This window comes from Nocardiopsis sp. NPDC055551, from assembly GCF_053619415.1.
The window spans coordinates 77,714-91,292 of record NZ_JBSHJJ010000008.1; the positions used below are offsets into that span (position 1 = coordinate 77,714).

The 13,579-nt window shown below is 66.7% G+C and carries 13 protein-coding genes; 7 read left to right on the forward strand and 6 right to left on the reverse strand.

Going from position 1 to position 13,579, the window contains the following annotated elements; genetic code table 11:
* Positions 1-768 precede the first annotated feature (768 nt).
* The 6 genes from ACWGSK_RS15940 to ACWGSK_RS15965 all read left to right on the forward strand — a co-directional run bounded on the left by ACWGSK_RS15940 (position 769) and on the right by ACWGSK_RS15965 (position 6,720).
* Positions 769-3,579, forward strand: a complete 2,811-nt coding sequence (locus tag ACWGSK_RS15940) for a transglycosylase domain-containing protein (protein ID WP_452456107.1) — start codon at positions 769-771, stop codon at positions 3,577-3,579.
* A gap of 298 nt (positions 3,580-3,877) precedes the next feature.
* Complete coding sequence (gene rpsF / locus ACWGSK_RS15945; protein WP_067598220.1) at positions 3,878-4,168, forward strand: 30S ribosomal protein S6; 291 nt, start codon at positions 3,878-3,880, stop codon at positions 4,166-4,168.
* A 112-nt stretch (positions 4,169-4,280) separates the two neighbouring features.
* Complete coding sequence (locus ACWGSK_RS15950; RefSeq protein ID WP_358508715.1) at positions 4,281-4,880, forward strand: single-stranded DNA-binding protein; 600 nt, start codon at positions 4,281-4,283, stop codon at positions 4,878-4,880.
* 119 nt (positions 4,881-4,999) lie between these two features.
* On the forward strand, positions 5,000-5,236 hold the full coding sequence (gene rpsR / locus ACWGSK_RS15955; protein WP_067598213.1) for a 30S ribosomal protein S18: 237 nt from the start codon (positions 5,000-5,002) through the stop codon (positions 5,234-5,236).
* A gap of 27 nt (positions 5,237-5,263) precedes the next feature.
* Complete coding sequence (gene rplI, locus ACWGSK_RS15960) at positions 5,264-5,710, forward strand: 50S ribosomal protein L9 (RefSeq protein WP_067598210.1); 447 nt, start codon at positions 5,264-5,266, stop codon at positions 5,708-5,710.
* Between the two features lie 176 nt (positions 5,711-5,886).
* Positions 5,887-6,720: a peptidoglycan recognition protein family protein gene (locus tag ACWGSK_RS15965; RefSeq protein ID WP_358508718.1), complete on the forward strand. Its 834-nt coding sequence runs from the start codon at positions 5,887-5,889 to the stop codon at positions 6,718-6,720.
* 69 nt (positions 6,721-6,789) lie between these two features.
* Here the strand turns inward: ACWGSK_RS15965 and ACWGSK_RS15970 are convergent, their stop codons facing one another.
* The gene (locus tag ACWGSK_RS15970) at positions 6,790-8,139 is read right to left on the reverse strand and encodes an MATE family efflux transporter (RefSeq protein WP_358508720.1); all 1,350 of its coding nucleotides are present in this window, start codon (positions 8,137-8,139) and stop codon (positions 6,790-6,792) included.
* 348 nt (positions 8,140-8,487) lie between these two features.
* Here ACWGSK_RS15970 and dnaB point away from each other — a divergent pair, with 348 nt between their 5' ends.
* Positions 8,488-9,840, forward strand: a complete 1,353-nt coding sequence (dnaB, locus tag ACWGSK_RS15975; RefSeq protein WP_067598201.1) for a replicative DNA helicase — start codon at positions 8,488-8,490, stop codon at positions 9,838-9,840.
* 777 nt (positions 9,841-10,617) lie between these two features.
* Here the strand turns inward: dnaB and ACWGSK_RS15980 are convergent.
* The 5 genes from ACWGSK_RS15980 to upp form a co-directional block, all read right to left on the reverse strand.
* Positions 10,618-10,848 (reverse strand): hypothetical protein, encoded by a 231-nt coding sequence (locus ACWGSK_RS15980; RefSeq protein ID WP_358508722.1) that lies wholly within the window; start codon positions 10,846-10,848, stop codon positions 10,618-10,620.
* 241 nt (positions 10,849-11,089) lie between these two features.
* Entirely contained in the window at positions 11,090-11,605 is a 516-nt protein-coding gene (locus ACWGSK_RS15985) for a PH domain-containing protein (RefSeq protein ID WP_067598195.1), read from the reverse strand.
* A gap of 19 nt (positions 11,606-11,624) precedes the next feature.
* Positions 11,625-11,789: a hypothetical protein gene (locus ACWGSK_RS15990; protein ID WP_358508724.1), complete on the reverse strand. Its 165-nt coding sequence runs from the start codon at positions 11,787-11,789 to the stop codon at positions 11,625-11,627.
* Between the two features lie 362 nt (positions 11,790-12,151).
* Positions 12,152-12,394 (reverse strand): hypothetical protein, encoded by a 243-nt coding sequence (locus tag ACWGSK_RS15995; RefSeq protein ID WP_358508726.1) that lies wholly within the window; start codon positions 12,392-12,394, stop codon positions 12,152-12,154.
* Positions 12,395-12,845: 451 nt separating this feature from the next.
* Positions 12,846-13,499 carry a uracil phosphoribosyltransferase gene (gene upp / locus ACWGSK_RS16000; RefSeq protein ID WP_358508728.1) on the reverse strand — a complete coding sequence of 218 codons (654 nt, stop codon included), beginning with the start codon at positions 13,497-13,499 and terminating at the stop codon, positions 12,846-12,848.
* Positions 13,500-13,579 lie beyond the last annotated feature (80 nt).

The window sequence follows — 13,579 nt, forward strand, 5'->3', positions numbered from 1 at the left end:
TTCCGTATGTGGTCAGCAGCGCGCACGAAGGTTCTGTTCCCCCTCGGGGCCGTCGGTTACGAGGGCGAACTGTGCTTGTCTGGCTGGTTTGTCTGCTATGACTCTATCTTCGCTTTCGCCGTGAGAACGCATGTCACGTGGCACTCGAGGGGTCTCATGGCCCACAGCGAACAGGAGAAGGTGCCCACCATCCCGAGGAATTCGCACGGGTGATGTCACATCACGGCTCCCAACTGGGTCGATGGCCACGGTCGCGCATTTGAGTGATCGCCGTCACATGCGGGGTGGTGCTCATAGTCGAGGCTGTGACCTGCGACGACGCCGCCAAACCGGCGCACGGTAACAAGTCGGGCGAAGTGCGCGATACCCTCGCGCGTGGGTTGTGCAATACCGTTCGATCGCTCTACCGTGACTCATGATTTGCGTGTGCGGCCGGTAGAACCCCCGAACCGAGCCACCGCCGCGGCGACGTTCAGATCGGCCCGAAAAGGCCGCTGAGCAGGGGATGCGCACCCGCAGGCCAACGACCAGGAGGAAGTAGCGGCCAACGTCTTCGCGACCTGTTGAAAACCCTCACCCAGGGTTGGGCGTCTCTTTATCAAGCCTTGAACGACAGGCGACAGCGGTGGAAAACCAGGCTGATCCGGCCCAGAACCACGCCGGTACACCGTGAACAGGTCGCGAATCACCGATCCCCCAGGGGGGACAGTCCCCCTTCCACCAAGGAATCGTCAGGCCGACCGGCCGTGAGAGGCAATCGAGGACCACGTGAGTACCGAACGACGACGGAGTGCCGAAGGCGGCCGTCGCCGGGCCGACGGCCCGGGCGACGGTCCGCGCGGTGACGGCGGAAGGCGTAGGGCCGACGGCCCGCCCCGGGGGGAACGTGCCGGCGGACGACGCCGCCCCGATCCCGCGGACGAAGGAGGCTTCTGGGGAGGCGACGACGACGCCGCCCCGCGTAGGCCGCGCCCGCCCGAGGCCGGATCCCGCGCCGAAGGACGTCCGCGCCCCGAGGGCGGACGCCGCCGCGCCGATGGCGGCCGACCCCAACGCCCCGAAGGCGCACGACGCCGCCGCCCCGAGGACGGCGAGCGTCCGCGCCGCCCGGAAGAGGGCAGGCGTCGCAGCCCTGAGGGCGGGGACCGCCCCCGTCGTCGCCCCGACGACCCGCGCGCCGGTGGGCGCCGCAGGACCACGTCGGGCCCTCGTGACCCCCGCGAACGCGAACACGGTTCCCGCTCCGAGGGCCGCCGCGCTCCGGGCAGAGGATCCAGAGCCGCCGGAGGCGCCGGAGGCCGTGGTGGTGGCGGTGGACGCCGACGTTCCCGCGAGGAGGAACCGGACGACCGCCACTGGTTCAAGCGCTTCATGTCCAAGGCGTGGAAGCCCGCGCTGGCCTTCTGCGGTCTGATGTTCATCGCCGGTGTGGCCACCTTCGCGGTCCTGTACTCCATGGCCCCCGACGCCAAGGAACTGGACGCGAACGCCGAGAACCAGATGTCCGCCACCCAGATCTACTGGGCCGGCGCCGGGGAGGACGAGGAGGGCGAGCTCGCCCTCACCACCGGAGACGTCCAGCGCGTCGCGGTCCAGCGCGAGGACATCCCGGACACCGTCGTCGACGGTGTGCTCGCCGCCGAACAGCGCACCTTCTACGAGGACCCGGGCATCAACGTCATGGGTATCGGTCGCGCCCTGCTCTCCCGAGGCGAGGCCGGTGGTGGTTCGACCATCACCCAGCAGATGGCCCGCGGCTACTACAACGACCTTCAGGGCGAAGAGCCGCTGACCCGCAAGATCCGCGAGATCTTCATCTCGATCAAGCTCAGCCAGCAGGTCGAGCACGACGAGATCCTCACCATCTACCTCAACACGATCTACTTCGGCCGCGGCGCCTCCGGCATCGAGATGGCCGCGCAGGAGTACTTCGGCAAGAGCGTGGGCGAGCTCGACAACGCCGAGGGCGCCTTCCTTGGCCTCATCATCCAGATGCCCAGCAACTTCGAGAACCCCGAAGAGGGTTCCTGGACAGAGACCTACCTCAACGACGAGCGCTGGCCCTACGTCCAGGAACAACTGGCCCTGATGCACGAGGAGACCGGCGGCGAACGTGGTCTTCCCCGGGCCGAGGCCGAGGCCTTGGAGATCCCCGAGCGGATCGACTACAACCCCGAGGAGACGGGCGGTGACCCCAGACAGGGGTACGTCCGTCAGGCCGTGATCAACGAGGTCGAACGGCGGTACGAGGGCTCGGGTATCACCGGCGCCGACATCGCCACCAAGGGTCTGGTCATCAAGACCTCCCTGGACCAGGAACTGATGGTCGCGGCCGAGGAGGCGTTCAACGTCCTCCCCGAGAGCGCGGCCGACGACACCATGCACGGCCTCACCGCGGTGGAGCCCACCACCGGGCGGATCGTCGCGTTCAACGGTGGACCCGACGTCGCCACGGTGATCAACAACTCCCTGGTCCACCAGACCCAGGCGGGTTCGGCCTACAAGCCCTACGTGTTGGCCCGGGCCCTGTCCGACAACATCGGTCTGCGCAGCCAGTTCAACGGGGACAGCGGACGCGAGTTCCCCGGCCTGGCCAGCCCGGTGATCAACTCCGGCGAGGTCGACTACGGCAACGTGGACCTCATCCAGTCCACCGCGGACTCGGTCAACACCAGCTACGTGGAACTGGCCATCGAGGTCGGTGAGTCCCGGGTCGACGAGCTGGCGGTCGAGATGGGCGTGCACCCGGACCGGCAGACCACGTCCACCGTCGGTCCGTTGGTCGCCCTGGGCACGCACCAGGTGAACTCGCTCGACATGGCCAGCGGGTACGCCACCTTCGCGGCGGAAGGGCGGCACTTCCCCGCCCACATGGTCACCGAGTTGCAGACCGCCGACGGCACGGTGTTGGAACCCGACGACGCGGAGGAGATCGAGGCCGGCAAGGAGGTCCTCAGCCAGGCGGTCGCCGCGGACGCCACCTACGCCATGCAGCAGGCGGTCCTGGAGGGCGGTGCCGGTAACGCGGCCCTGGCCGACGGTCGCCCCGTGGCGGGCAAGACCGGTACCTCCTCCGACGCCGTATCGGCCTGGTTCGTGGGATACACCCCACAACTGTCGGCCGCGGTGGGTCTGAGCCGGGCCGAGGCCCAGCCGCTCGACTTCGGTGCCGAGCTCGGTGACGTCTACGGTGGTACCACCTCCGCGAAGGTCTGGAAGGCCTTCATGGAGACCGCCATGGAGGGGCAGGAGCACCAGCAGTTCCCCGAACCCCAGTGGGTCGGTGACGAGTTGAGCTACCTGCCCACGCCCCCTCCGAGCGAGGAGCCGAGCGACGAGCCGACCGAGGAGCCGAGCGAGGAGCCGACCGAGGAGCCCAGCGACGAGCCCAGCGAACCGGAGTGCGATCAGCTGGACCCGACCTGCGAGCAGACCGAGCCGCCCTCGGACGAGGAGGAGTGCGGTATCTGGCCGCACCAGCCGGACTGTGAGGAAGAGGAGACCGAGGAGCCCGGGTTCCCGGGTGAGAACGAGCAGCAGAACCAGGGCAGCAACAGCCTGATCAGGCCCAGGGAGTGATCCCGGACTGACCGGGCGGTACGCCGCCGGTTCACGGGGCCGGTGCCCGAGGGAGAACCTCGGGCACCGGCCCCGTTCGTTTCCCCGTTTCCCCGAACGTCGAGGCGATATCGGGCGCGTCCGAAGTATCCACAAGGCATCCCGGGTGGTATTCGGCTGCTGGTAACCTTGACTCCCGTATGGCTCAGAGTCCGAGTGGTGCGCCCCCGGTCCGATCGGGACGGTGAGACCCCGGGCTCCTGCCCTCCTGCCATGGAGATTCCATGGCCGCGACAGTCCAGAGGAGGAACGTACGCCTATGCGTCGTTACGAAATCATGGTCATCCTCGACCCGAACCTCGACGAGCGCACCGTCGCCCCGTCGCTGGAGAACTTCCTGAACGTCGTCCGCGAGGACGGCGGTTCGGTCGAGAAGACGGAGATCTGGGGCAAGCGTCGTCTCGCCTACGACATCGAGAAGAACTCCGAGGGCATCTACGCGGTCATCGACCTGACCGCCAAGACCGAGACGGTCAAGGAGCTCAACCGGCAGTTCGGTATCGCCGAGTCCGTGCTTCGCACCAAGGTTCTGCGTCCCGAGGTTCACTAGGCACTTCGGTGCCCGACCCCCTGTGCCCCGTTCGTTCTGTCCTAGGCGACAGGGATGATACGGGGACCAGGCGAACCGCCTGATCCGAACTATCTCGAACCGGAGCCGATCCATGGCAGGCGAAACCCAGATCACGCTCGTCGGCAACCTCGTCGACGACCCTGAACTGCGCTTCACTAACAGTGGAGCCGCGGTCGCCAGCTTCCGTGTGGCCTCGACGCCCCGCACCTTCGACCGTCAGTCGGGGGAGTGGAAGGACGGCGAGTCCATGTTCCTCACCTGCAGTGTCTGGCGGCAGTACGCGGAGAACGTGGCGGAGACTCTTCAGCGTGGCATGCGCGTCATCGTGCAAGGCCGCCTGAAGCAGCGTTCCTACGAGACCCGCGAGGGCGAGAAGCGCACCGTCTTCGAGATCGACGTCGAAGAGGTCGGCCCGGCTCTGCGTAGCGCCACCGCGAAGGTGACGAAGACGCAGCGCCAGGGTGGCGGCGGCTTCGGCGGCGGTGGTGGCGGTGGCGGCGGTTTCGGTGGCGGCCAGCCTCAGGGCGGCGGCTACGGGAACCAGGGCGGCGGCTTCGGCGGCCCGCAGGGCGGCCAGGGCGGCCGCAGCGGTCCTCCCGCCGACGACCCGTGGGCGACCAACGGCGGCGGTGGTGGCGGCGGCTTCGGTGGTGGCGGCGGCGGAGGATTCTCCGACGAGCCCCCGTTCTAGCCCGGCCCCACGGCCCCACGTAACACCCGACACGGAGCCCGAAACGGCACCGAGTCACCCTTTCCATGTCCCAGCCCATCCCCGGGTGGACCCCGGGGCTCTTGCGAAGGAGCACCACGATGGCTAAGCCCCCAGCACGCAAGCCCAAGAAGAAGGTTTGCCTGTTCTGCCACGAGAAGCAGTCCTACATCGACTACAAGGACACCACGCTTCTCCGTAAGTTCATCTCCGAGCGCGGCAAGATCCGTGCCCGTCGGGTGACCGGCAACTGCACCCAGCACCAGCGCGACGTCGCGACCGCGATCAAGAACGCGCGCGAGGTGGCCCTGCTGCCCTACACCAGCACCGCTCGCTAGCGGCGATATCCGAGGGAGGTTTTTGTCGTGAAGCTGATTTTGACCCACGAGGTCAACGGTCTCGGAGCCCCCGGCGATGTCGTCGAGGTGAAGAACGGTTACGGACGCAACTACCTGCTCCCCCGTGGGGTCGCCATTCGGTGGACCCGTGGTGGGCAGAAGCAGATCGACCTGATCCAGCGTGCCCGCAAGGCGCGTGACATCCGCACCCTGGACGAGGCCCAGCAGGTCGCCGGCCAGGTCAACGCTCTGACCGTGCGCCTGAAGCAGCGTGCCGGCCAGGGAGGTCGTCTCTTCGGTTCGGTCACGCCCGCGGACATCGTCGAGGCCGTCAAGGCCGCCGGTGGTCCCGAGCTGGACAAGCGCCGCGTCGAGATCAAGAACCCGATCAAGTCGGTCGGTGCCCACAAGGTCCAGGTCCGCCTGCACCCTGAGGTCTCCGCCTCGATCAAGCTGGAGATCGTCGGCGCCTAGTCGTCGACCCTTTCCAGTTCTTGAACCCCGTTCCTCCTCGGAGGGGCGGGGTTCTTGCCGTCCGGCGAACACGCCCGGCCGGCGAGAACCTCCCTTTGGCTACTCTTTGTAACTTATCGTGTTCTCTGTGTTGCGTCGTGTCCCGCGACGCTCCTCACGGAGAGGACAGCATACCGATGGCCATTGAGAGACGACCCGAGAACGACCACCCGTTCGCGGTGGGCCGCAGGACGATGCTGCGCGGAACGGTTCTGGCCGCCGGGGGAGTGCTCCTCGGTGGCGCACTGGGGGTTTCCGCCGTGGGCCGGGCTTCGGCCTCCGCGACACCCAAGGTGTACACCAGGTCGAACTGGAAGGCCCGATCGCCGAAGGGATCGGTGGACATCCTGGGCAAGGGGCCGACGCACATCGTCGTCCACCACACCGCGACCGGCAACGTGTCCGACACGTCCACCAGCCACGCCGCCGCCCTGTCCCGATCCATTCAGAAGCACCACATGGACAGCAACGGCTGGATCGACACCGGTCAGCAGCTCACCATCAGCCGAGGTGGCCACATCATGGAAGGGCGCGACAAGACCCTTCAGGCCATCGGCGACGGCAAGCACGTCCTGGGCGCGCACACCGCCGACCACAACTCGCACACCATCGGGATCGAGAACGAGGGCACCTATACCTCGGCGACCCCGCCGGAGGCGCTGATGTCGGCGTTGGTGGACACCTGTACCTGGCTGTGCCTGGTGTACCGGTTGGATCCGCAGGACGCGATCGTGGGGCACCGCGACTACAACTCCACCAACTGCCCGGGGGACAAGCTCTACTCGATGCTCCCCAAGCTCCGGAACGACGTGGGGAGCCGCCTGCGGGAACAGCTCGCTCACCTGAGCCGATACGCCGGCGAGGAACTCGCCGTGGAACAGCTGCCGAGCTTCCCCGGCGCGCCGGAGGCGGAACGGACCGCCACCTTCTACCACGGCCCCACGATCGGGGACCTCGACGCGTCCTTCTGACCCGGGCCCACCCGTCGCCGCCCTCGACACGACGGTCGGGGGCGGGTCCTGCGTTCGCGAGGGTGCCCCTCAGGGACGCGTCGCGCCGGTGACCAACCAGGCGGTACCACGCGCGCGAAGGCCGAGAGTGATGGCCCGGGCCAGGATCCATACGGCGAAGGCGATCCACAGGCCCACCAGACCCCAGGTCTGGGACGTGGCCAGGTGTGGAAGGACCAGGGCGAACGGCAGGAAGGCCAGCATCGTCCACAGGGAGGCCCACGCCAGGTAACGCTGGTCCCCGGCGCCCATCAGTACTCCGTCGAGGACCATGGTCACTCCGCTGAGCGGCTGCATCAGCGCCACGACGACCAGGGAGGCCATGATCAACCCGGCCACCCGGGGATCCGAGGTGAACGGAAGGTGCGCCCACGGCAGCACCAGGAACACCAGGACCATGAACACCAGGCCCGACAACACCCCCCATTCGATCATGCGCCGAGTGGTGTCCTTGGTGCCTCGAACATCCCCCGCCCCCAGATAGCGGCCGACGATCGACTGCCCCGCGATGGCGATGGCGTCCATGGCGAAGACCAGCAGCGCCCAGATGTTGTAGCTCACCTGGTGCGCGGCGATCGACTCGTCTCCCAACCGGGCGGCCACCGCAGTGGTCACCAGCGCCACCACACGCATGGACACACTGCGTAGGAACAGTGCGAACCCGGCCGAGGCCGAGGCCTTCAGTCCCGCCACACTCGGCATCAGGGAGACACCCTCGCGACGGGCGGCGCGGACGATGGTGGCCACGTACCAGAACGCGCCCGCCCCCTGGGCGAGCACCGTCGACCACGCGGAACCGGCGATGCCCCAGTCCAGGACCAGGACGAACGTGGCGCACAGGATCGCGTTGCCGATGTAGGAGGAGACCGCCACCATCAGCGGGGTACGGGCGTCCTGCAACCCGCGCAGCACTCCCGTGCCCGCCATGATGATCAACAGGAACGGGGTGCTGAGCAGGCTGATGCGCAGGTAGATGATCGCGTACGGGGCCACTTCGGGGGAGGCGCCGAGGAGGTCGATCATCCACGGGCCGAGCGGCCAACCGATGCCGATCGCGGCGATACCCAGCAGGACCGCGAGCCAGAGCCCGTCCACACCGTCGCGCATGCCGCCGGGGATGTCTCCCGCGCCGAACTTGCGGGCGACGGCGGCGGTCGTGCCGTAGGCGAGGAAGACGCACACCGCCGCCAGGGTCAGCAGCACCTGTCCGGCGACGCCGAGACCACCGAGGGCCTGGGTGCCGAGCGAACCGACGATGGCGGAGTCGGTGAGCAGGAAGAGCGGTTCGGCGATGAGGGCGAAGAACGTGGGGATGGCGAGGGCGAAGATCTCGCGGTCGTGGCGGTGTCGGAAGGGGGCCGCCGAGAGGAATGTGGCCATGGCAGAGCCACAGTACCGGACAGGCGTTCGACGGGTGGGGTGAGGTTGTCCACAGGCTGTCGAAGGCCTGTGGATAACCTGTGGAAAGCCTCCTCGTGAGACATCTTGCACGTCTTGGTAGAGAAGCGCGTTTTCGCAGTTCAAATGGGTTATGGGTGACTGGTGGCATAGTTATCCACAGGTGATGTGCATAACCTCTGCGCACAATGCCCCATGGGGCTGGGGATGTGATGGTAAAGGGGTGTCCACAGGCCTCCCTCACGGCGTCCCCCGTCACCCGGATGGGGCATGCTGGAAGGGTCGGCCCGGACCCGGGCCGACGCACGCGTCCGGTGTGGGGAGTAGTCCGTGAGTGTCGCCGAGCAACCACCTGAAGCAGGCGGATACGAGCGCACCCCACCGCATGACATCCAGGCCGAACAGAGCGTCCTGGGCGGCATGCTCCTGTCCAAGGACGCCATCAGCCAGGTCGTCGAGATCATTCGGTCCGCGGACTTCTACCGACCCGCGCACCAGATCATCTACGAGAGCGTCGTAGACCTGTTCTCCCGTGGCGAGCCGGTCGACGCCATCTCGGTCAACGCCGAACTGACCAAGCGCGGCGAGGCCACCCGTGTCGGCGGCGCCCCCTACCTGCACACCCTCACCGAAGCGATCCCCACCGCGGCCAACGCCGGCTATTACGCCAAGATCGTCTCCGACCGCGCGGTCCTGCGCCGCCTGGTCGAGGTGGGCACCCGCATCGCGCAGATCGGTTACTCCGGCGACGGAGAGGTCGACGACCTGGTCGACCACGCCCAGGCGGAGATCTACAAGGTCGCCGAGAAGCGCACCGGTGAGGACTACGTCGTCCTCGGCGACATCATGCCGGGCGCCTTGGACGAGATCGAGGCCATCGGCGCGAACGACGGCAGCATGACCGGTGTCCCCACCGGCTTCGCCGACTTCGACGCCCTCACCAACGGCCTCCACCCCGGCCAGATGGTCATCATCGCCGCTCGGCCCGCCGTCGGAAAATCGACCCTGGCCTTGGATTTCGCCCGTGCTGCGTCTATCAAGAACGAGATGACGTCCGTTTTCTTCAGTCTGGAGATGGGGCGCAACGAGATCGTCATGCGTCTGCTCTCCGCCGAGGCGCGGGTGCCGCTGCACACCATGCGTTCGGGGTTGATGACCGACGACGACTGGGCGCGGCTGGCCAGACGTATGGGCGAGGTGGCGAGTGCGCCCTTGTTCATCGACGACTCCCCGAACATGTCGATGATGGAGATCCGGGCCAAGTGTCGTCGGCTCAAGCAGCAGCACGACCTCAAGCTGGTGATCGTCGACTACCTCCAACTGATGAGCTCGCCCGGTCGGGTGGAGAGCCGCCAGCAGGAGGTCTCCGAGATGTCGCGTTCGCTCAAGCTTCTGGCCAAGGAGTTGGAGGTGCCCGTGGTGGCGCTCTCCCAGCTCAACCGTGGTCCCGAGCAGCGCACTGACAAACGCCCACAAGTGTCGGATCTTCGCGAATCGGGCAGCATCGAGCAGGATGCGGACATGGTCATCCTGCTGTACCGCGAGGACGTGCACGACAAGGAGTCGCCGCGAGCCGGCGAGGCGGACATCATCGTGGCCAAGCACCGTAACGGACCCACCGCCGACGTGACCGTGGCCTTCCAGGGCCACTACAGCCGCTTCGTCGACATGGCTCCGGGATAACCTCGGCGGTCGGCGAGTACGGGGTGTGATCGATTTGGTCACACCCCGTTGTATCGGTCAATCCATAAGTCGACTTATGTGCTGGCCAAAATGTCGACAAAGAGATTCGTCGACTTGTCGCCGTGGATCTCGCCGGACTCCAGGCACAGATGTCGGCCGCTGAAGCGCTCGCGCATGCGTCGGTCGTGGGTCACGATCACCAGTGCTCCGGTGTGGTGGGACAGCGCCTCCTCCAGTTCCTCCGCCGGACCGGAGGAGAGATGGTTGGTCGGTTCGTCCGGGTGATCTGTGAAAGCCGTCGGTGACGCGGTCCGAGCATGGGGACCTCCTGCCGCGTGTGTGGTCCGGGGTTGTGCGCCACGGTAGGGAAGGGATGGGTTTCGGTCATTGGCGCGCATATACGCTGCCGGCCGAAAGCCGATGGTCGCCGGTGGCGAAGGCCTTCCTGATCGCGGTGTGGGGACGCCGACGGAGCCGCGCCCACCGTGTGGAGGTGGGCGCGTGGTGCTCGGAACGTGGCGGTCCGGCGCGAGGAAGGATCTAAAGCAACATGAGTGAGACGGTGCGTCTCGTCTCAATCAAGGTCAAGGCCGTTTTCGTGAGACGGGAGTCACCCTCGCCGCTTCTCTAGAGGCGGATATTCGGTTGTCCTCATCTAGATTTATGGTCTTGCCGATTTGTCGACAAAACGATGAGCCGACTCTGTTCGGCCCGAGAACGCGAAGAGCCACCCGCGTCGTGCGGGTGGCTCTTCGGGGTGTGTGTCCGGGCGGCCGGTCAGAGCCAGCGGGCCTCGGGGCGGGTGCGTCCGCTCTCATCGGTGATCAGAACCCAGTGAAGGATGGGGTGCTCCGAAGTGGTCGCGTCGGTGTTCTCGCGCGGTCGAGGGACCTGCGTGGGCTGAGGAGCCAGGCCGGCGAGGCGGCGGCTCTGGGCAGCGGATCGATTGCGCCGACGGGTGGTCAACGAGCGGGACGGGCGCGGCGCGTGGTCGGTCCTGCGTGCCATGGAGCCCTCCTCGTTTCCTATTGAGATAGCTCATGTTAACCCTTTGTTCATCTAAGAGTCAATTCGGCACGGCGTGACGTACCTGACCACCCGGGGATTTCGCGCTCGAACCGCCTCCAAGGTGAACGCAAGATGAACAAACCGGTAACCCGGGTCGCGGCGAGGGGTCGGCCAAGGATCGGACACGAAGAAGCACCCGCCACCTAGACGGGTGCTTCGAAGCGTCGTACGCGGGTACCGGTCACTCCTTGAAGATCAGTCCCACGACCTCGAGGTAGAGCTGCTCGGGGTAGGGAATGAAGTCGATCCTGCTGAGCGCCTGGTCCTGACCCGCGGACTCCATGACGAAGGTTCCGTAGCCGAGGAACCGGCCGAGCAGGGTGCGTTCGAACCGCATGTCCGTGACCTTGCCCAACGGCATCATGTTCACCTGTCGGGTGATCAACCCCGTGGTCAGGAGCAGCCGGGCCGACGTGATGACGAAGTAGTCCACAGACCACTCCGCGACCCGCCAGACGAACCACACCAGGACCAGCAGCCACAGCCACCAGATGACGGCGAGCACGACGCCGCCGTCGGCACCGCTGCCGATCGTCTGGCTCAGGATCCCCGCGAGGATCAACGCGGCCAACACGATCGCCACCGGTCCGATGAGGACCGCGGGGTGACGTCGGATGGTCACCACGTCCTGCTCATGTGGCAGGAGATAGCGGTTGACCGATGCCGGTGCCGCGTTACTTGAGGCGACGAGCTTCATGGCACCCGCTTCCTCACGACTACGGCAGCAGTGCGTTGACGAAGCGGGACATCGACTCCGCGCCGCCCATCAGGCCGCCCAGGGCACCCTGGATCACCCCGGCCGCACTTTCCGGTTGCGTGAGTAGATAAAACAACACGAAACCGATGAGCGCGTATCCGCCCCATTTCTTCAACTTCGCCACGACTGACTCCCCTTGGAATCCACCTGACCCACCAACCCAGCAGTGATTGTTGCATCGACCATCATGCCCGTAAAGCCTTAAGCGCACCCTCGGCGTGGCGGTATGTCTGCCGTTCGCCACTTGCGGACTGTGTCCGGTTCCGGTGAGGTTGTTGTCCCTGTGAAGGACGGTCCGAAATTCCTTTTTGTCCAGAGGCAGGTCAGAAGGGGTGAAGACCGCAGACGAACGTGTTCCGGGTGGGAGGTTCCGTGGAGTTCCGCAGGTCCGGATCCCGGGGAGGGGTCACCGGCGCCGGCCCGGCGTCGGTTCCCGGTCTTCCATAGTTCTGTGTAATGCAGGGCCGAAACAGCCCACGCGAGTGGTCAACGTTGTTCGGCGAAGGCCAGGGCCAGAACCTGTAGGTGTTGTCGTGCGATGCGTTCGACGAGGTCCGGGGTGGCTCGTCCGGTCACGTCCTGGGCTCCGTGCCGAGCCGCGTCCACGCACCGGGAAACGGTGGCGGAGTGGTGAACGTTGGAGAACTCCGTGGAAAGGCGACTGACGACGGGACTGAAGTGGGGGTCGCTGGCGGCCTGGGTGGACGAGGGGGAGGGGTTCTCGGGCATCTCACTCCTTCTGGGCTGCGGGCGGAACGGCACGGGGGGTGTGCGCACGGGGGGTGTGCGCACGGGGGCTATGCGTAGCCACTGAGGGGTAGCCGGAGTGCCGCCTCGAATGTGGGGGCGGTGTTCCGGGTCTCGGTGGCCTGGCCCCTGGGGCGGGGCGGTTTCGGTCGGGCTGATCTACCCCGTTACGGGTGGTCAGGAACCATGATCACCCTAATCTGTTACGTTCCAATCTCGAAATGAATTCGGCTAAAGCAGCGCCGTGTCTCCGGTGTGATCGATCAAGCGGGCTCGACCAGGGGGGACGTCGGGCGGGGGCACGGCCATGAGGGGTCAATGCCCGATTTTCGGACGTTCATTCGGCTTCGACCAGAAAGAGCCGAAAAAGCGCCCGATCAGTGATCTGATCGGGCGCTCGGGGCGTGGGATGCGACGAAGCCGCGGCCCGGCCTCAGGAACAGCCGTAGAGGCGATCACCGGCGTCGCCGAGTCCCGGCAGGATGAAGCCCTGCTCGTTCAGGCGCTCGTCGACGGCCGCGGTCACCACGCGAAGGGTGGCCCCGTGGTTCTCCGGGAGGCTCTCCGTCAGCTTCCGCTCCACCGCGGTCAGGCCCTCGGGAGCGACCAGCAGGCAGATCGCGGTGATGTGATCGGCGCCGCGCTCGACGAGCAGCTTCAGGGCGGCGGCCAAGGTTCCACCGGTGGCCAGCATCGGGTCGAGCACGTAGCACTGGCGACCGGACAGGTCCTGGGGAAGACGGTCGGCGTAGGTCGCCGGCTGCAGGGTCTCCTCGTTGCGGGCCATACCCAGGAACCCGACCTCGGCGGTGGGCAGCAGCCGGGTCATGCCGTCGAGCATGCCGAGTCCCGCGCGCAGGATCGGAACGACCAAGGGAGTCGGGCGCGACAATTGGAATCCGGTGCTCTGCACGAGCGGGGTCTCGATGGTGACCTCTGTCACTCGGACATCTCGCGTCGCCTCGTAGGCGAGCAGGGTCACCAGCTCGTCGGTCAGCCGCCGGAAGGTCGGTGAGTCGGTCCGCACGTCGCGCAGGGTGGTCAGTTTGTGCGAGACCAAGGGGTGGTCGACGACCAGGGTTTCCAAAACGTTCTCCGGGTGAGCTGGGGCGACAGGGCGATGTGTGGGTAGAGGGGCCGGCACGAGTCTAACCGCGCGTATACCCC